The sequence below is a fragment of the Microbacterium nanhaiense genome, assembly GCF_014646015.1.
Lineage (GTDB): Bacteria > Actinomycetota > Actinomycetes > Actinomycetales > Microbacteriaceae > Microbacterium > Microbacterium nanhaiense.
This window is the reverse complement of sequence record NZ_BMMQ01000002.1, coordinates 489,255-506,278: the sequence shown is the minus strand read 5'-3', so window position 1 is coordinate 506,278 and position 17,024 is coordinate 489,255. Positions and strand designations below refer to the sequence as shown.

Sequence of the window (17,024 nt, the reverse complement as noted above, 5' to 3'; positions counted from 1 at the left end):
CAGGATGTCCGGGGGCCGATCGCCGCGCTCCGCGGCAGGATCCGTATCCTCTGGCGAGGACGAGGAGGTCAGGACGCGCGTTGCGGCGATGGCTCAGCGATCTCATCGGCGCCCGCGGGGTCGCTGACGTCAACGAAATCGTCGTCTGAGCTTATGTCCGCAACGTTACGGAGATGTTTCGCCGTGTACGGGCTCGACTCGAGCCCCTTGTGACGCGACTGCACGATGAGGATCACGATGCCGAGAACGACCGCGCCGATGGCGGCCCACACGTTCACGCGCAGGCCCAGGAACACCTGGCTCGGGTCGACGCGGATCGACTCCCACACGATGCGGCCGGCGCCGTACCAGATCAGGTAGACCGCGAAGAGCCGGCCCCACTGCATCGATGCCCGACGTCCGAGCCAGATCAGCGCGATCGCGCCGAGCGTGTTCCAGATGACCTCGTAGAGGAAGGTCGGGTGGAACAGCGTGTCGTCCGGAAGGCCCGCCGGGAAGGCGCTGTTCGACGGGTCGATCTCCAGCCCCCAGGGCAGCGAGGTCGGAAGCCCGTAGAGCTCCTGGTTGAACCAGTTGCCGAATCGACCGAATGCCTGCGCGAGGATCAGGCCCGGAGCGAGCGCGTCGGCGAATGCCGAGAAGCGCACGCCCGTCCACTTGCACCCGATCCACGCGCCGAGGCCGCCTCCGAGCAACGCTCCGAAGATCGCGATGCCGCCGTCCCAGATGTTCCACACGGCATCCTGCACCGTGGGGTTCCACCACTCGCGGCCCTGCTCGAAGTAGAAGGCCCAGTGGGTGAGCACGTGGTAGGCGCGGGCGCCGATAAAGGCGAGGATGACGGCCGGAAGCCCGATGTCGATGACCACCCAGCGCTCCGCACCGCGCTTGCTCAGGCGGTGATTCGCGATGATCGTCGCGGCGATGATGCCCACCAGGATGCACAGCGCGTAGATGTGGATCGTGAAAGGCCCGAAGGTGAACCCGAAGATGGTCCACTGGCTGCCGAACGTGAACTCGGAGATCGGCGGGCTGGGGATGCTCGCAGGGAGCGCAGGGAGAGACAGCATGATGACTGAAGTGTAAATCCTGTTCTAATGAGCCGTGTGAGCGGCGTGCTCGCGGCGCGTTCCGGCGACGAGTTCGCGGGCCTTCGCGGCCAGACCGTCGACGCCGCCGTCGCGAAGCGCCTTCACGAGAGCGGTTCCGACGATCGCACCGTCCGCATACTCCGCGATGTTCGCCACATGCTCAGCGGTCGTGACGCCGATGCCGACGCAGGCTCGCGTCGCGCCCGCATCGCGCAGGCGCGCCACGAGGGTGCGCGCCGCCTCGTCGAGATCGGCACGCTCACCCGTGATGCCCATGGTGGAGACCGTGTACACGAAGCCGCTGGAGCGCTCCGCGATCATCCGGAGACGCTCGTCAGTCGACGTGGGCGCGGCGAGGAAGATGCGGTCGAGCTCGTGTTCGTCCGCGGCGCGGATCCATTCCTCGGCCGCGTCCGGGGTGATGTCGGGCGTGATGATGCCCGCTCCCCCGGCGGCCGCGAGCGCCGCGGCGTAACGCTCGACCCCGTACTGCAGGATCAGGTTCCAGTAGCTCATGACGAGTACGGGGACCTCGGTTCGCGCGGTGATCTTCTCGATCAGCGGGAACAGATCGCGGGTGCGGAAACCCGATTCGAGAACCTGGTTGGTGGTCTCCTGGATGATCGGACCGTCCATCACCGGATCGCTGTAGGGCGGTCCCAGTTCGATGACGTCCGCGCCCGCCTCCGCGAGCGCGACGGCTGCCTCGACGGCCGTCTCCGGATCCGGATAGCCGGCGGGCAGGTAACCGACGAACGCGGCGCGACCCGCGGCCTTCGCGCCGTCCAGGGCGAGTTCGACGCGCGAAGTCACGATGCGTCCTCTCCGTCGTAGAGGCCGAAGTATCGAGCGGCCGTGTCCATGTCCTTGTCGCCGCGGCCCGAGAGGCACACGGCGATGACCGCATCCGGCCCGAGCTCGCGCCCGAGGCGGAGCGCACCGGCGAGGGCGTGCGCCGACTCGACCGCGGGAATGATGCCCTCGGTCTCGCTCAGCAGCCGCAGCGCCTGCATCGCCTCGTCGTCGGTCGCGGGAACGTAGCTCGCACGACCCGTCGCCGCCAGCCAGGCGTGCTCCGGTCCGACGCCCGGGTAGTCGAGCCCCGCCGAGATCGAATGCGATTCCATGGTCTGACCGTCGTCGTCTTGCAGGACGAAGGTTCGTGCGCCGTGGAGGACGCCGGGACGCCCGCGCTCGATCGACGCGGCGTGGCGCTCGGTGTCGACGCCGTCGCCCGCCGCCTCCACACCGACGAGTCGGACGTCCGCGTCGTCAATGAACGCGTCGAACATGCCGATGGCGTTCGAGCCGCCGCCGACGCAGGCGACGACGGCGCTGGGCAGCGCGCCGGTCTTGGCGATGACCTGCTCGCGCGCCTCCTCCGAGATGACCTTCTGGAAGTCGCGCACGAGCGCGGGGAACGGGTGCGGGCCCGCGGCCGTTCCGAAGATGTAGTTGGTGCGCTCAACGGTGGCGACCCAGTCGCGCAGCGCCTCGTTGATCGCGTCCTTCAGCGTGCGGGAGCCGGCCTTCACGGCGATGACCTCGGCACCGAGCAGGCGCATGCGCGCCACGTTCAGCGCCTGCCGCTCCGTGTCGACCTCGCCCATGTAGACGGTGCACTCCAGGCCGAACAGCGCGGCGGCGGTCGCCGTCGCGACGCCGTGCTGACCCGCCCCGGTCTCGGCGATCACGCGCGTCTTGCCGAGCCGCTTGGTGAGGAGGGCCTGGCCGAGCACGTTGTTGATCTTGTGGCTGCCGGTGTGGTTGAGATCCTCACGCTTGAGGAAGATGCGCGCGCCGCCCGCGTGCTCGGCGAAGCGCGTGACCTCGGTCAGCGGCGAGGGCCGTCCCGCGTAGTCGGTCAGGAGCCCCGCGAGCTCGGAGCGGAAGGCCGGGTCGGCCATCGCTTCCGTGTGAGCGGCCGTGAGCTCGTCCAGGGCCGCGACGAGCGACTCGGGCATGAAGCGCCCGCCGAAGTCTCCGAAGAACGGTCCGGGCTGATCGCGCAGGGTCATGAGATTCCTTCCGTCGCGGAGATGAAGGCGCCGAGCGTGGCGACCGGATCGCCCGTCACGAGGGCCTCGCCGATGAGCACGGCATCGGCCCCGGCCCGTCGGTAGTGCACGACATCGTCCGGAGTCGACACGGCGGATTCCGCGACGCGGATCGTGCCGTCAGGGATCCCCGGGGCGAGCCGGGCAAACAGGTCGCGGTCGAGCGTGAAATCGCTGAGATCACGGGCGTTCACGCCGATGATGGGGGCCCCGAGATCGGCCGCGATCTTCACCTCGTCGGCGGAGTGCGCCTCGACCAGGGGCGTCATGCCCAGCTCGACGATCTGAGCGAACAGCTCGCCGATGGTCGCTCGATCGAGCGCCGCGACGATCAGCAGAACGAGGTCCGCGCCGGCGGCGCGGGCCTCGGCGACCTGGTACGGCGTCGCGATGAAGTCCTTACGCAGCACGGGCAGCGACACCCGCTTCTTGATGGCGGTGAGGTCGCCCAGGGACCCCTTGAAGCGGCGTCCCTCCGTGAGCACGCTGATGGCGTTCGCGCCGCCCTGCTCGTAGAGCGACGCCTGCAGCGCCGGATCCGGAATGGCGGCGAGGTCACCGCGCGACGGGCTCGCGCGCTTGACTTCGGCGATCACCCGGATGGTGTCGCCTCGGCTGAGGAAAGAGACGGCGTCGAGTGCCGGATACTGAGCGGCCGCGCGGCGCTCCACCTCGGCGAGGGAGAGTTCCGCGCGGCGCGACTCGGCGTCGGCAATCGCACCGGCCGTGAGGTCGGCGAGGAGCGACATTAGTGGCCCTTGGGCTGGTACTTCGGTCCGTTCACGCCGTAACCGGCCTTCGAGACGATGAAACCGACGATGGGCCCCAGCACGAGGAGCACCGCCGACGCGTACACGACGACGAGCTGGTCGATGAACAGGCCCACAGTGCCCGCTGCGATGGCAACGAGCATGATCAACACGCTCGTCCAGGCTGCCGGCGAGTGTCCGTGGCCGGGGTCGCCGATGGGGTTAGAAGTCATAGCAGTGCTCCTGAGGGTTGCCAGAGGGAATAACGTCAGTCTATCGAATACGGGGCATCAATCCGTCGGGTCGCCGCCCCGCGTGAGGTCGTCCCATGAGTCCACCGCGTCGAGCGGCCCGTCTTTCGATGCTCTGGAGGCCGTCGGCGCGTCGTAGCGGCTGGTGCCCTTGCGCCAGGACGGACCGGTCACGAGAGCGAGCACGCCGCCGAGCGCGACCACGATGGCACAGACCAGTGCGACGATCGGCCACGCGGTCGCCTCGATGCCCGAGACGATCGAGGCGACGCTCTCGACCCCGGCGATACCGGTGTGATCGGTGACGACGCGGGCAACGGCGGAGACCGGCCGCTCGGCCGCGATCGGGAGGATCAACGCGGTCAGCGCCCCGCCGATCACGACGGCGGCGGCCGCGAACACGATGCGCATGATCTTCCCGACGAGCGCGAGGGCGAGCGTCAGTGCCAGCCCCGCCAGCGCGAGCGGCTGCAGCAGCGCGAGCGCCTCGGATCCCGTGGCGGGGATCTCCGTGCCCTCGACGCGCGCGATCAGCCAGGTCTGCGTCGAACCGATCAGCGCGATGCCCGCCCCGAGCAGGATGAGCACGACGCTCATCGTGCGCCCGCGTCGGGCCGCCCATCCGTCGGCGCGCGTCACGACATCACCGGATGCAGATCCCGCTCCGACCCGTCGAAGCAGCTGTGCGTGCCCGTGTGGCAGGCGGCGCCGGTCTGATCGACCTCGAGCAACACGGTGTCGCCGTCGCAGTCGATGCGGGCCGAACGCACCACCTGGACGTGACCGGACGTGTCGCCCTTGCGCCAATACTCTCCGCGGCTTCGCGACCAATAGGTGACGCGCCCCTCGGTGAGCGTGCGGCGCAGCGCCTCACGGTCCATCCAGGCGAGCATGAGCACCTCGCCCGTGCCGTGCTCCTGCACGACCGCGGGAACGAGCCCATCGCCGTTGAATGCGACACGGTCGAGTCGTTCGTCCACGCTGCTCATCGAACCAGCACTCCTTCTTCTCGCATCGCGCGCTTCGCGTCGGCGATCCGGATCTGCCCCGAGTGGAAAACGGTGGCCGCGAGGATCGCGTCCGCTCCCGCCCGCACGGCGGGCGCGAAGTGGCTCGCGTCGCCCGCGCCTCCCGAGGCGATGACGGGCACGCTCGACAGTTCGCGCATGAGGGCGATCAGCTCGAGGTCGAAGCCCTGCTTCGTCCCGTCGGCGTCGATCGAGTTCACCAGCAACTCGCCGGCGCCGCGCTCGATCGCCTCGCGGGCCCACTCGAGAGCATCGATGTCGGTCTCGCGCCGCCCGCCGTGGGTGGTGACGACGAACCCGCTCGGCGTGCACGACGCGCGCTTGACGTCGAGGGACAGCACGAGACACTGGGCGCCGTAGCGATCGGCGATCTCTCCGAGAAGGTCGGGCCGCGCGATGCCGGCGGAGTTGACCCCGACCTTGTCGGCGCCGACGTCCTGCAGGCGCGCCACGTCGTCGACCGATCGCACGCCGCCGCCCACCGTCAGCGGGATGAACACCTGCTCGGCCGTCGCGCGCACGACGTCGTACATCGTGTCGCGGGCCTCGACCGAGGCGCCGACGTCGAGGAAGGTGAGCTCGTCCGCGCCCTGCTCGTAATACTCGCGCGCCAGCTCAACGGGGTCGCCCATCTCGCGCAGGTTCTCGAAGTTGACGCCCTTGACGACCTTGCCGCCCGAGACGTCGAGACACGGGATGACGCGCGTGGCGACTCCGAGCGCCGAAGACTGTGTCGTGGTCACGCGGACCTCACAGACGCGCGTTGTCGATCGCGGTGACGATCAGCGCCCGCGCACCGAGCGCGTAGAGGTCGTCCATGATGCGGTTCGCGTCGCGCTTGGGCACCATCACTCGCACGGCGACCCATCCCTCGCGCTGAAGCGGCGACACCGTCGGGGACTGCATGCCCTTCGCGACCTGGGAGGCCTGGTCGACGAGCTCTGCGGGGAGGTCGTAGTCGAGCATGACGTGACGGCGCGCCACGAGCACACCGCGCAGACGGCGGAGGAGCTTGTCGACGCCGTCCGCGTCGCCCGGGCCCTGAATGAGCACGGCCTCGGACTCGAGCATGACGGGGCCGAAGATCTCCAGCCCGGCCTGCTTCAGCGTCGTACCGGTCTCGACGACGTCGGCGATCGCATCGGCGACGCCGAGCTGGGGCGCCGACTCGACGGCACCGTTCAACGGCACGACGTCGACCGTGATGCCCTGCGACCCGAGGAACTCCTCGACGAGACCGGTGTAGCTGGTCGCGACGCGCTTGCCGTCGAGCTGAGCGATGGACGTGAACGTGCCCGCGGGCGCGGCGAAGCGGAAGGTCGATCGCCCGAATCCGAGCGCCTCGATCTCGCGGGCCTGGGGAAGGCGCACATCGCGCAGAAGATCCCGGCCGGTCAGGCCGACGTCGAGCGCGCCGCGCGCCACGTAGGTGGCGATATCGCGCGGACGCAGGTAGAAGAATTCGACGCCGTTGGCTTCGTCGATGAGGTGCAGCGTCTTCGAGTCGCGGCGCGTGGCATAACCCGCCTCGGCGAGCAGCTGGACGGCGGTCTCGGACAGGGATCCCTTGTTCGGGATGGCAATGCGGAGCACGATTGTTTCTTTCTGATCAGGTCTGGTCGTCGCGGGCCGGATCAGAGATGTCGGTACACGTCCTCGAGGGTGAGGCCCTTGGCGATCATCATCACCTGCAGGTGGTAGAGGAGCTGCGACATCTCCTCCGCAGCGGCCTCGTCGGATTCGTACTCCGATGCCATCCACACCTCGGCGGCTTCTTCGACGATCTTCTTGCCGATGAAGTGCACGCCGGCGTCCAATTCCTTGACGGTTCCGGATCCGGCGGGTCGGGTGACGGCCTTGTCGCTCAGCTCAGCGAACAGGTCCTCGAACGATTTCACACTCCCAGGCTATCGGCTCCGTGGGCATGCTGCGTCGCGAGGCTACGCAATTGGGCGATTCTTGCGTCGATGTCGGTCGCGCCGAACACCGCCGAGCCGGCGACGAAGGTGTCGGCACCGGCGGCGGCCGCCTGTTCGATCGTTCCCGGGGCGATACCCCCGTCGACCTGAAGCCAGACCTCGGATCCGCGGCGCCGCGCCTCTGCGCGCAGGGCGCTGAGCTTCGGCATCATGTCCTCGCGGAAGCTCTGTCCGCCGAAACCCGGCTCGACGGTCATGACGAGAATCTGATCGAATTCGTCGAGGTGGTCGTATAGCTGTTCCGCGGGCGAGTCGGGCTTGAGCGCGATCCCGACGCGCGCTCCGATATCGCGGATCCGGCGCGCAAGCGCGATGGGGTCCACGGCGGCCTCGAGGTGGAAGGTGACGCTGGCGGCGCCCAGTTCCGCGTAGCCCGGCGCCCAACGGTCGGCGTCGGAGATCATCAGGTGCACGTCGAGCGGGACGGGGCTCGTCGCCTGGATCCGCTCGACCATCTGAGGCCCGAAGGTCAGGTTCGGAACGAAGTGGTTGTCCATCACGTCGACGTGCACGAAATCGGCGCCGGCGATGCGCTCCAGGTCGCGCTGCATGTTGACGAAATCGGCCGAGAGAATGCTCGGATTGATGCGGGGGGCGTCGGGGAGGCTCATCCCGTCCATTATGGACGTCCCGCGCGCGCCTGAGACAATGTTCCGCGCGGCCGTACCTCTCGGCGGGTCGGCGCGGCACCGACCGATCCGGCACCGGGAGGCGCGCGCCGGCCGAGATAATGGCACGAGAGCCCATCGAAACGAGGTGACGGACAATGGCGGAGTTCCCCTGGCAGAAGGCCGGAGACGACGATGCCCCGCGCTTCCCCTGGCAGAAGCCGGAGGACGAGGCCGATGACGAGGCGCGCGTCGAGTCGTCCATGCCGTGGCTTCGACCGGGCGACGACGACCGCGCGGCGCTGGCCGAAGACCCTGCGCCTGCCTCGACGCCTGCTGCCTCGACGCCTCCTGCACGCGCACCCGAGGCGTCGGCCGGGCACGCGGACGCGGGAGACTCCGCGCCGTCCGAGCCGGCCCCGTCCGAGCCGGCCCCGGCCGAGCCCGCCCACACCGAGCCGGTCCACGCCGAGCCCGCCCACACCGACGAGATCCCTCCCGAGGCGGCAGAGCCCGACGCCGCCGAGGCGTCAGAGCCGCCGCTAACCGAGCAGGCGCGGCCCGAGCGGACTCGCACCGAGGAGACCGCACGGATCCGACCTGACACACCCGCGACGGTTCGCTCTGACGCGGGTGGGGACACCGCTGCGGGCGCGGGACCGGCAACGGAAGCAACAAGCGCCGGCGAGGTGCCGCCGTCGACGTTCACTCCCCCGTGGCGACCCGATGCGAGCCGACCCGATGCGAGCCGGCCTCACTCGAAGAAGCCGCGTCCCACGCCCCGTGCGGTGACGGATCCCGCGCCCGGCCCGGGCCCCGCGCCGAAGCGCGGGCGCGCGGCGAAGATCGCGGGCGCATCGACGCTCGCCGCCGTCGCCGGGGCGATCGTCCTGGGCATCGGCGCGGCACTGTTCGCGAGCGGATCAGGCTCCCCCGATGCCGTCGAAACCTCACCCACGCCGACCGTCGTGCCGCTCGCGGCGGACGAGATCGCAATGGATGCGGCGGGCGCGTTCGTCGACGCGATCGCGAGCGGCAACGCTCCCGCGGCCCTCGCAATGCTGGGCGCCGCCGAATCGACGCTGACCTCCGAAGATACGTGGCGCACCATGGTCGAGAATTACCCGATCACCGACGTCGCGGTGGTCAATCTCGGCGACGGCTCCTGGCAGACGCAACCGATCGACGTCAGCTACACGATGAACGGCGAGAGCGTCAGCTTCATGCTGTCGGTCGAGGTCGACGTCACGGAGCCGGAGAACACCGTCATCGACTTCGACCTGCCCACGCTCGAGATCACCGATGGTTTCGAGGGCTTCGACATCACCCTCAATGGCGTCGCACTCCCGGAGTCCGGGGCGGCGAGCTACGAGGTCCTCCCCGGCGCGTACACGGTGGGGACCACGACGGAGTACTTCCGCATCGAGCCCGCCCCGGTCATCGCCAGTTCGAGCATGGCGTTCCTCTATCCCTACGAACACGAACCGACGCTGACCGAGGACGGCGTGGCGAAGTTCCGTGAGGCCGTTCGTGCCTCGGCGGAGGCGTGCGTCGGGTCGACCACGCTCGACGCGGGGTGCGGACTCTCGGTGACCGGTGGGCTCGAGGGCGGCGGATCCCTCGTCGACGGCACGGTCGAGCGCTCACTCAGCGACGAGCAGTGGGCACTGATCGACGCGATGGTGCCGTCGGCCTCCAGCTTCGACGGTGCGAAGGTCCAGGAGGGCGAGTTCGTCGGCGACGTCACCTTCTATGCGGACTGGCAGCAGAACGGCTACTCCGGCCGCGACGAGATCCACGGCGGCCCGTGGCTCTATCGGCCGCACGTCGATTTCTCGGATCCCGCGCTTCCCGTCACCTGGGAGTGAACGGCGATCGGCCCCGCCGAGGCGGGGCCGATCTTGTGACAGTCAGAACTCGAACAGCTTGTCGAGCTCGTCGTCCTCGATCAGCTCGGACAGCCTGGCCGTCACGATCGCCAGGGCATTACCGACGGTCGCGGTGGGGCTGACGAACCAACCTCCGTCCTCCTTGATGGCGATCGGCAGGGCCTCGTCGAGGCCGAGAGTCTTGAGCGCCGGGATGTCGTCGATACAGCTTTGACCGCCGTAGGCGGCATCCTCGAAGCAGGGGTGATCGTAGGTGCCGACGACCTCGCCGTTGTCGAGGATGTCGAGGTCGGAGATGAGGAGACCCGTGAGGCCGTCGCCCTTCACGATCTCGACATCGAAGTCGCTGAGGGACGCGCCCTCATCGCTCGACATGTCGTCAAGCGCCGGCCCGTAGAGCGAGAGCGCGCGCCGTTCCGCGACGGGCAGGGCAGCCGCGAGGGCCTCGTGATCGCCCCTCGACGCAAAGGCTTCGACGCCGTCCGCGAGACCGTGCGCCGCGTCCTCGGGCGAGCCAAATCGCTCGGCCTCGATCAGGGCGTCGCCGTAGGTGGCGCCGGACGCGATCAGCCGTTCACCGACGATGAGGTCGGTGACGGTGAGGATGGGGCTCGTGTACCAGCCACCCTCGTCGACCGCGATGACCGAGAACGGGTAGCCCTGCCCGACGAGCGCATCGTCCTCGTCGATGTCGCGCGACTGCATGTCGTCGAGCTGCTCGCCCCACGTTTCGGCGAAGTCGACCTCGATCGGCAGCTCGTCGGCGAGGCTGTCGATCATGTAGTCGACCTGCTCGTCGAGCTGTTCGTCGAGGAGCTCGTCGATCTCCTCCTCGCTGTAGTAGCCGGACTGCTCGAGGCTGTAGCGCATCGAGACCTCGAGGAAGTCGCGCAGCGCGTCGCCGAGTTCGGCCGTGTCGGCGTCGATCTCGAGCGATCCGTTCACGAGGCTCACGCGGCTGACGCCCTCCATCAGCGAGTCCGCTCGGTACTCCAGGCCCTCGGTGGTCACGTCGATCGCGTCGAGAACCGCCTGCAGCGTCTCCTGCACGTCCTTCGCGTCCTCCTCGCTCGAGGTCGGCAGGTCGTTCAGCTGCTCGAGCGCGTCCTTCAACGGCTTCGCCTCGCTCGGCGCCATCGCGGTGTACAGCGCGATCGGGTCGAGCGACAGGGCACCCTCGAAGACCTTCTCCGCCGCGGCCTCCGGGCTCTTCTCGCCGCCGAAGATCGCGTTGACGGCCCACACCGTGCCGCCGCCGAGCACCACCACCAGTCCGCCGGCGATGAGACCGATCGTCAGGCCCTTCTTCGACGCCCGCCGGGGCTCCCCCGCGGGCGCGTCGCCCGCGGCGGCGGATGAACCTGCTGCTGCGGGCACCGTCGGGGCGGAGGACGGGACGACTGGATCCGCCGCCGGGACGACGGGCTCGCCGGCGGGGATGCTCGCGGTGGCGTGCCCCGGGGCGGCCTCCGCCCCGCCGGTGCCGGTCTGCCGGCGTTCGGCGACCGCCGCGCGTGCCGCATCGTCGCCGTATCGGCTGAGCCAATCGAGCAGCCCGTCGTATGCGTTTGGATGGCGGGCGACGTCGGCGCCCAGCTCAGGGTGCGTCGACGCGATCGCGGCGAGGCGCTCGGCCGGGGTATTCGGGTCGCGAAGCTCGTGGTCTGGTGACGTCTGATCGCTCATGGCGACGATCCCTTCGGTCGGACTCAGGCGCTGGCGCCGGATGCCCGCCATGCTATCGGATCGCTGCGACGCCGACTATTTGCGTCGCAGCAGCGCCAGGAACATGGCGTCGGTCCCGTGCCGGTGCGGCCAGAGCTGTGCGACGGGCATGCCGTCCGTGCGCTCCGCGATATCGATCGGACCGCGAGCGACGGCTCGGATCGCCGCGGGGGCATCGAGCACTTCGACATCGCTGCGGCGCTCGATCACGTCGCGCACGACGCCCGTCGTCTCCGCCAGATGCGGCGAACAGGTGACGTATGCGACGGTCCCGCCCGGCCGGAGGGCATCGATCGCCGCCGCCAGGAGCTCGGACTGCAGGGCGACCAGCTCGGCTACGTCGTCGGGGTGCTTGCGCCAGCGCGCCTCCGGCCGCCGACGTAGCGCGCCGAGCCCCGTGCACGGCGCGTCCACGAGGATCCGATCGAACTCGCCCGCGCGTTCGCGCGCGAGCGCGCGGCCGTCGCGCTCGTGCACCTCGACGTGCAGGGGTACCGCCTCGAGCGCGCGGCGCACGAGTCCCGCGCGGGCCGGGACGACCTCGTTCGCCTCGATCAGGGCGCCGCCGGCGAGCGCCTCGGCCGCCAGCAGCGACGTCTTGCCGCCCGGGCCGGCGCAGAGGTCGAGCCACCGCTCCCCCGGTACCACCGGCTGGAGGCGAGAGAGGGCCAGCGCGACGAGCTGCGAGCCCTCGTCCTGCACTCGTCGTGCGCCTCCCGATTCGCGCACCATCCGGTCGGGATCGCCCTGCGGTGCGCGAAAGCCCACGGGCGAATAGCGCGTGCGGGTACCGGTGACCTCGGCGAGGCCGGGCAGGGCCGCCATCGTCACCGCGGGCGAGGCGTTATCGGCGGCGAGGAGGGCGTCGAGCTCGTCCGCGGATCCGGTCGCGGCCAGGGCGCGCCGGAACGCGCGCAGGATCCACACGGGGTGCGAGGTGCGGAACCCGAGCGCCTCGTCGGCGCTGCGCGCCGACTCGGTGATCCGCTCTTCCCAGGCGGCGATGTCGTCGCGGGAGATGCGTCGGAGGATCGCGTTGGCGAAGCCCGCCGCGCCGCGACCGGATTCGCGGCGCGCGAGCTCGACCGACTCGTTGACGGCGGCATGCGCCGCAACGCGCGTCGCGAGGAGCTGATGCGCGCCGAGGCACAGCGCGTCGAGCACGCCCTGATCGATCTCATCGAGTTCGCGGCCCGACGCGATCCTCACGATCTGTTCGTAGGTGCCGCGCCGCCGGAGCGTACCGTAGGTCAGTTCGGTCGCGAGCGCCGCATCGGCGGCGTTCAGGCCCGCGCGTTCGATCTCGGCGGGGAGCAGGAGGTTCGCATACGCGTCATCGACGTTCGTCGCGCGGATGACCTCGAACGCCACCTCGCGCGAGGGCTGCACGTGCGTGGGACGCGGTTGCGGCCTGCGGGATCCGCCGCGCGCGCCGGTCACGAGCCGAGCTCCACATCACCGCGCTGGCCGCGGAACCAGGCGTCCGCCGCCATCGCCGCCTTGCCCGCCGGCTGGACGCGTTCGACCAGAATCGCCTCTGTCGCCGTCCCCACGAGAACGCCGCCCTTCGTCGCCTCGACGGTTCCCGGAGGGAGGGAGCCCCCGTCCGAGCGACGCGCCGCGTGAATCTTGAATCGTTCACCCTTGAGCGTCGTGTGCGCCCCCGGTTCCGGCGTGACGCCGCGGAAGCGGGCGAGGACCTCGCTCGCGGGGCGGGCGAAGTCGAGGAGGCCGTCGGCGAGGCTGAGCTTCGGTGCGAGCGTCGGTTCTCCGGACTGCGGCACGGCGACCGCGCTGCCCTCCGCGATCTGCCGGGTGACGTCGACAAGCAACTCGGATCCTCGCTCCGCGAGCGCCGTGAGGACGTCGCCCGCCGTGTCGTCCGCGCCCGGAACGTAGGTGGTGCGGGCGTAGACGTCCCCCGCATCGAGTTCGGGGACGAGCTGGAAGACCGCCGCGCCCGTGACCTCGTCGCCCGCGATGAGCGCGCGCTGCACGGGTGCGGCCCCGCGCCACGCGGGCAGCAAGGAGAAGTGCAGGTTGATCCATCCGTGCGTCGGCGCCGAGAGCAGAGGCTCGCGCACGAGGCCGCCGTACGCGACGATCACACCCAGATCCGGTGACAGCTCGGCGATGCGCTCGGTGGCCTCGGCGTCGAGCCGCGCCGCCTTCACGACCGGAAGCCCGAGGTCCTCGGCCGCCGCCGCGACGGGAGACGGCGTGAGTACGCGCTTGCGACCGAGCGGTGCGTCTGGGCGCGTGACGACGCCCACGACGTTCGCGCCGGCGGCGACGAGCGCCCGGAGGGAAGGAACCGCGGCATCGGGGGTTCCAGCGAAGACGATTCGAAGATCGTTCGGCATGACGGTGTCCTTGTCTGCTCGGCTCATGGCACGTCTAGAGCTCGGGATCGGCGACGTCGAGCCGCACGGAAAGTGTATTCGCGGGCGGCCGGGATCTTCCTGGCTCCGCCGGCCCACGCACGCGGCGGGCGCGGGACGACACGGCCGCCGCGACCACGCTCGCGCGCAGGCTGGCCGCGACCGCGGGGCCGAGCGCGTACTCGAACCGCACGAGCGCGCGCGCCCGCTTCCGTCCCGACACCTCGGGGGCCGGCACAGGCCCGATCACGGCGTCCGGCGCGAGCCGCGGTGCGTCGGCACCGAGTCGGACGAGCGCCTCGTCGACCTGCGGCGCATCGCCCTCGATCCGCGCGATGCGCACGGCAGGGGGCATCTTCAACGGCGCGCGCTCGAGCAGTTCGCCGCGCGCATACGCCGGCTGGCTCCACGTCGCGAGGGCGCGCGCCACCGGCCCCGTGACCGCAACGAGGTGCACGGGCGCACCGGGGGCGGCGAGGGCGGCCGCGTTCGACCACCACCGCAGGCACGACTCGCCGATCCGGAGATCCGGCGCCTGGAGCATGCGGTCGCCGTCAAGCAGGAGCACGGCGCGGTACCCGCCCTCCGCCACCGGCTCGGCGCCCCGAGTCGCGATGACGAGCGCCGGGGATCCGTCGACCGTCTCCACGGGATGCGCGCCGTCCGCCACGACGACGCGCACGCCCGCGAACGCGCGCCCGAGCTCGTCGGCCGTGCGCTCGGATCCGCTCGACGCCAGACGCACCGTCGTCGCCTCGCACTGCGAGCACTGCCACCCGCGCGCGTCGCGCGCGCACCACGCGCACGTCGGCGTTGCCCCGCGCGCGGGGGCGAACAGCGGCCCGCCGCAGTGGGCGCAGCGCGCGGGCGCCCGGCATTCGCCGCACACCAGCGTCGGAGCGTACCCCGGGCGCGCGACCTGCACGAGCACGGGCCCGCTGGCGATCGCCTCCCGAGCGCTGCGGAACGCCGCCGAGGGGATCCGGCCCGTCGCGGGCGTGTCCTGCGGGGCGCCCAGGACGATTTTTGGAGTCACCCGGCGCGCGGGCGCCGGTTCGGTCAGGAAGCCGATCTCGACGAGCCTCTGTACGTCGGACGACCGCGAGTGACCGCAGAACACCAGCGCCCCGCCCTCGAGGCTCTGCCGCACGAGCGCGGCGTCCCGCGCGTGCACATAGGGCGCCAGCGGCTCGTCGAAGAGCGAATCGCCGTCGTCCCACAGCGCCAGCAACCCCAGGCGCGTCACGGGCGCGTACACGACAGAGCGATTGCCGATCGCGATGACGGGGGCCTCGTCGAGCGTGCGCAGGTAGTTCGCGTAGCGCTCCTGCGCGGGCAGCTCGGCGTCGAGCCGCACGACCGATTCCGCGGGCGCGAGCTCCGCGAGCGCGGCCTCGAGACGCGCCAGATCGCGGTGATCGGGGACGGCGATCACCGCGGACTCTCCGCGCGCGAGCCGCGCGACCGCCGCCGCCGCGAGCAGGCTCGCCCACGCGGGGACGGATCCGGATACGCCGGGACGCGCGTCGAGCGCGACGCGGCCGCTCGCCTCGAGAGCGTCGTCGAGCCCCGGGTACTCCCCGAGGATGTCCCGAGCGCGCTCGAGGGACGACGCCTCCATGGGCGCCTCCTCCGCCGACGCCGATGTCGTCTGTGCAAGCCAGGCCTTCTCCGCCCGCACCATGCGGCGCGGCACCGCGAGACGAAGGACGTCGTTCGCGGAGCCGGCGGCGCGATCAGCGACGGCGCGGGCGAGCCGGTACAGGCGATCGGGAAGGACCGCGGCGGCCGACACGACGGTATCGATCTCCGAGAGCGCGCGTTCCTCGTCCGCCTCCTCGCCGAGCGCCACGATGAAGCCCTGGATGACCCGTCCGGCGGAACGCAGCGGCACCTTTACGCGCACGCCCGGTGCCGCTTCGTCGGCGAGCTCGGGGGGAACGACGTAGTCGAAGAGCCGATCGAGCTGCGGCAACGGCGAATCGACCAGCACGTGGGCGATTCGCCGCGGCCCACGCGGCGCGACGTGCGCCGGGTGCTCGGGCATGTCAGAGCCCGGCAGCGGCCCGTAGCGCGTCGACGCGGTCGAGCTTCTCCCAGGTGAACTCGGGCAGCTCGCGACCGAAGTGGCCGTAGGCGGCCGTCTTGGCGTAGATCGGGCGCAGCAGGTCGAGGTCGCGGATGATCGCGGCGGGTCGCAGGTCGAATACCTCATCGATCGCCGCCACGATCTGCGACTCGTCGACGTGAGCGGTGCCGAAGGTCTCGACGTACAGGCCGACGGGCTGCGACTTGCCGATCGCGTACGCGACCTGCAGCTCGAGCCGGTCCGCCAGGCCCGCGGCGACCGCGTTCTTCGCGACCCAGCGCATCGCGTAGGCGGCCGAACGGTCGACCTTCGAGGGGTCCTTGCCGCTGAAGGCGCCGCCGCCGTGGCGCGCGGCGCCACCGTAGGTGTCGATGATGATCTTGCGCCCCGTCAGGCCTGCGTCGGCCTTCGGCCCGCCGAGTTCGAAGCTGCCGGACGGGTTGATGTGCAGCGTGACCGCCGAGAAGTCGAGCCCGGTGTCTTCGAGAACCGGGCGGATGACCACCCGCTCGACGGCTTCGGCGAGGTCGGCCTGAGAAATGTCCGGGCTGTGCTGCGTCGAGAGCACAACGGTCTCCACCGTTTTCGGCGTCGCTCCGTCGTATCCGAGCGTCACCTGGGTCTTGCCATCGGGGCGCAGGAACGCGAGCTGTCCCGAGCGGCGCACCTCCGTCAGGCGCTCGGCCATGCGGTGCGCCGTCCAGATCGCCATCGGCATGTAGGTCGGCGTCTCATTCGTCGCGTAGCCGAACATGATGCCCTGATCGCCCGCGCCCTGCTGGTCGAGCGGATCCACGATGTCGCCCGCGCGGTGTTCCGCGCTCGTCGTCACGCCGTCACCGATCTCCTGCGACTGCTCGCCCACCGACACGGTCACGCCGCACGAGTCGGCGTCGAAGCCCATGTCCGAGGACGTGTACCCGATCCGGCGGATTACATCGCGCGCGATCGAGGAGATGTCGGCGTATCCGTCCGTGCGGATCTCGCCCGCCACGTGCACCAGGCCCGTGGTGACGAGCGTTTCGACGGCGACCCGGGCCGCCGGATCCTGGGCGAGCAGAGCGTCGAGGACGCTATCGGAAATCTGGTCGCAGATCTTGTCGGGGTGGCCCTCGGTCACGGACTCGGAGGTAAAAAGTCGCAGGCTCATGGCGGATCCTTGTGGGTCGCGGGGTGG

At 70.5% G+C, this 17,024-nt stretch carries 17 protein-coding genes; 1 reads left to right on the top strand and 16 read right to left on the bottom strand.

The window, feature by feature from the left end:
- Nucleotides 1–68: 68 nt before the first annotated feature.
- The 11 genes from lgt to rpe are packed head-to-tail and all read right to left on the bottom strand — an operon-like array spanning nucleotide 69 to nucleotide 7,766.
- On the bottom strand, nucleotides 69–1,070 hold the full coding sequence (lgt, locus tag IEX05_RS05430; protein WP_188700342.1) for a prolipoprotein diacylglyceryl transferase: 1,002 nt from the start codon (nucleotides 1,068–1,070) through the stop codon (nucleotides 69–71).
- Between the two features lie 24 nt (nucleotides 1,071–1,094).
- On the bottom strand, nucleotides 1,095–1,904 hold the full coding sequence (gene trpA, locus IEX05_RS05425; protein ID WP_188700341.1) for a tryptophan synthase subunit alpha: 810 nt from the start codon (nucleotides 1,902–1,904) through the stop codon (nucleotides 1,095–1,097).
- A complete protein-coding gene (trpB, locus tag IEX05_RS05420; protein WP_188700340.1) occupies nucleotides 1,901–3,109 on the bottom strand; it encodes a tryptophan synthase subunit beta in 1,209 nt (402 codons plus the stop codon). The genes trpA and trpB overlap by 4 nt, the downstream gene beginning before the upstream one ends.
- The gene (gene trpC / locus IEX05_RS05415) at nucleotides 3,106–3,897 is read right to left on the bottom strand and encodes an indole-3-glycerol phosphate synthase TrpC (RefSeq protein WP_188700339.1); all 792 of its coding nucleotides are present in this window, start codon (nucleotides 3,895–3,897) and stop codon (nucleotides 3,106–3,108) included. Before trpC ends, trpB begins: the two co-directional genes overlap by 4 nt.
- Nucleotides 3,897–4,130 (bottom strand): DUF6704 family protein, encoded by a 234-nt coding sequence (locus IEX05_RS05410; RefSeq protein WP_188700338.1) that lies wholly within the window; start codon nucleotides 4,128–4,130, stop codon nucleotides 3,897–3,899. The genes trpC and IEX05_RS05410 overlap by 1 nt, the downstream gene beginning before the upstream one ends.
- A 57-nt stretch (nucleotides 4,131–4,187) precedes the next feature.
- Nucleotides 4,188–4,787: a Trp biosynthesis-associated membrane protein gene (locus IEX05_RS05405; RefSeq protein WP_188700337.1), complete on the bottom strand. Its 600-nt coding sequence runs from the start codon at nucleotides 4,785–4,787 to the stop codon at nucleotides 4,188–4,190.
- Complete coding sequence (hisI, locus tag IEX05_RS05400) at nucleotides 4,784–5,137, bottom strand: phosphoribosyl-AMP cyclohydrolase (protein ID WP_188700336.1); 354 nt, start codon at nucleotides 5,135–5,137, stop codon at nucleotides 4,784–4,786. Before hisI ends, IEX05_RS05405 begins: the two co-directional genes overlap by 4 nt.
- Nucleotides 5,134–5,919 carry an imidazole glycerol phosphate synthase subunit HisF gene (gene hisF / locus IEX05_RS05395; protein WP_188700335.1) on the bottom strand — a complete coding sequence of 262 codons (786 nt, stop codon included), beginning with the start codon at nucleotides 5,917–5,919 and terminating at the stop codon, nucleotides 5,134–5,136. The genes hisI and hisF overlap by 4 nt, the downstream gene beginning before the upstream one ends.
- 7 nt (nucleotides 5,920–5,926) lie before the next feature.
- Nucleotides 5,927–6,769, bottom strand: coding sequence for an ATP phosphoribosyltransferase (gene hisG, locus IEX05_RS05390; protein ID WP_188700334.1), 843 nt, complete (start codon nucleotides 6,767–6,769; stop codon nucleotides 5,927–5,929).
- 41 nt (nucleotides 6,770–6,810) lie between these two features.
- Nucleotides 6,811–7,074 (bottom strand): phosphoribosyl-ATP diphosphatase, encoded by a 264-nt coding sequence (locus tag IEX05_RS05385; RefSeq protein ID WP_188700333.1) that lies wholly within the window; start codon nucleotides 7,072–7,074, stop codon nucleotides 6,811–6,813.
- The gene (gene rpe, locus IEX05_RS05380; protein ID WP_188700332.1) at nucleotides 7,071–7,766 is read right to left on the bottom strand and encodes a ribulose-phosphate 3-epimerase; all 696 of its coding nucleotides are present in this window, start codon (nucleotides 7,764–7,766) and stop codon (nucleotides 7,071–7,073) included. Before rpe ends, IEX05_RS05385 begins: the two co-directional genes overlap by 4 nt.
- Nucleotides 7,767–7,921: 155 nt before the next feature.
- Here rpe and IEX05_RS05375 point away from each other — a divergent pair, with 155 nt between their 5' ends.
- Nucleotides 7,922–9,631 carry a hypothetical protein gene (locus IEX05_RS05375; RefSeq protein WP_188700331.1) on the top strand — a complete coding sequence of 570 codons (1,710 nt, stop codon included), beginning with the start codon at nucleotides 7,922–7,924 and terminating at the stop codon, nucleotides 9,629–9,631.
- Nucleotides 9,632–9,673: 42 nt separating this feature from the next.
- Here the strand turns inward: IEX05_RS05375 and IEX05_RS05370 are convergent, their stop codons facing one another.
- The 5 genes from IEX05_RS05370 to metK all read right to left on the bottom strand — a co-directional run bounded on the left by IEX05_RS05370 (nucleotide 9,674) and on the right by metK (nucleotide 16,997).
- On the bottom strand, nucleotides 9,674–11,338 hold the full coding sequence (locus tag IEX05_RS05370; protein WP_188700330.1) for a variant leucine-rich repeat-containing protein: 1,665 nt from the start codon (nucleotides 11,336–11,338) through the stop codon (nucleotides 9,674–9,676).
- A gap of 75 nt (nucleotides 11,339–11,413) precedes the next feature.
- The gene (locus tag IEX05_RS05365) at nucleotides 11,414–12,766 is read right to left on the bottom strand and encodes an RsmB/NOP family class I SAM-dependent RNA methyltransferase (RefSeq protein ID WP_188700418.1); all 1,353 of its coding nucleotides are present in this window, start codon (nucleotides 12,764–12,766) and stop codon (nucleotides 11,414–11,416) included.
- A gap of 47 nt (nucleotides 12,767–12,813) precedes the next feature.
- On the bottom strand, nucleotides 12,814–13,767 hold the full coding sequence (gene fmt / locus IEX05_RS05360) for a methionyl-tRNA formyltransferase (protein WP_229661134.1): 954 nt from the start codon (nucleotides 13,765–13,767) through the stop codon (nucleotides 12,814–12,816).
- 7 nt (nucleotides 13,768–13,774) lie between these two features.
- Entirely contained in the window at nucleotides 13,775–15,805 is a 2,031-nt protein-coding gene (locus IEX05_RS05355; protein WP_188700328.1) for a primosomal protein N' family DNA-binding protein, read from the bottom strand.
- Between the two features lies 1 nt (nucleotide 15,806).
- Entirely contained in the window at nucleotides 15,807–16,997 is a 1,191-nt protein-coding gene (metK, locus tag IEX05_RS05350; protein WP_188700327.1) for a methionine adenosyltransferase, read from the bottom strand.
- Nucleotides 16,998–17,024: the final 27 nt, after the last annotated feature.

What these genes read in the sequence shown, in the direction of transcription:
- lgt (WP_188700342.1), bottom strand. Translation starts at nt 1,070, where the DNA reads ATGCTGTCTCTCCCTGCGCTCCCTGCGAGCATCCCCAGCCCGCCGATC.
- trpB (WP_188700340.1), bottom strand. Translation starts at nt 3,109, where the DNA reads ATGACCCTGCGCGATCAGCCCGGACCGTTCTTCGGAGACTTCGGCGGG.
- trpC (WP_188700339.1), bottom strand. Translation starts at nt 3,897, where the DNA reads ATGTCGCTCCTCGCCGACCTCACGGCCGGTGCGATTGCCGACGCCGAG.
- IEX05_RS05410 (WP_188700338.1), bottom strand. Translation starts at nt 4,130, where the DNA reads ATGACTTCTAACCCCATCGGCGACCCCGGCCACGGACACTCGCCGGCA.
- hisI (WP_188700336.1), bottom strand. Translation starts at nt 5,137, where the DNA reads ATGAGCAGCGTGGACGAACGACTCGACCGTGTCGCATTCAACGGCGAT.
- rpe (WP_188700332.1), bottom strand. Translation starts at nt 7,766, where the DNA reads ATGAGCCTCCCCGACGCCCCCCGCATCAATCCGAGCATTCTCTCGGCC.
- IEX05_RS05375 (WP_188700331.1), top strand. Translation starts at nt 7,922, where the DNA reads ATGGCGGAGTTCCCCTGGCAGAAGGCCGGAGACGACGATGCCCCGCGC.
- IEX05_RS05370 (WP_188700330.1), bottom strand. Translation starts at nt 11,338, where the DNA reads ATGAGCGATCAGACGTCACCAGACCACGAGCTTCGCGACCCGAATACC.
- fmt (WP_229661134.1), bottom strand. Translation starts at nt 13,767, where the DNA reads ATGAGCCGAGCAGACAAGGACACCGTCATGCCGAACGATCTTCGAATC.
- IEX05_RS05355 (WP_188700328.1), bottom strand. Translation starts at nt 15,805, where the DNA reads ATGCCCGAGCACCCGGCGCACGTCGCGCCGCGTGGGCCGCGGCGAATC.
- metK (WP_188700327.1), bottom strand. Translation starts at nt 16,997, where the DNA reads ATGAGCCTGCGACTTTTTACCTCCGAGTCCGTGACCGAGGGCCACCCC.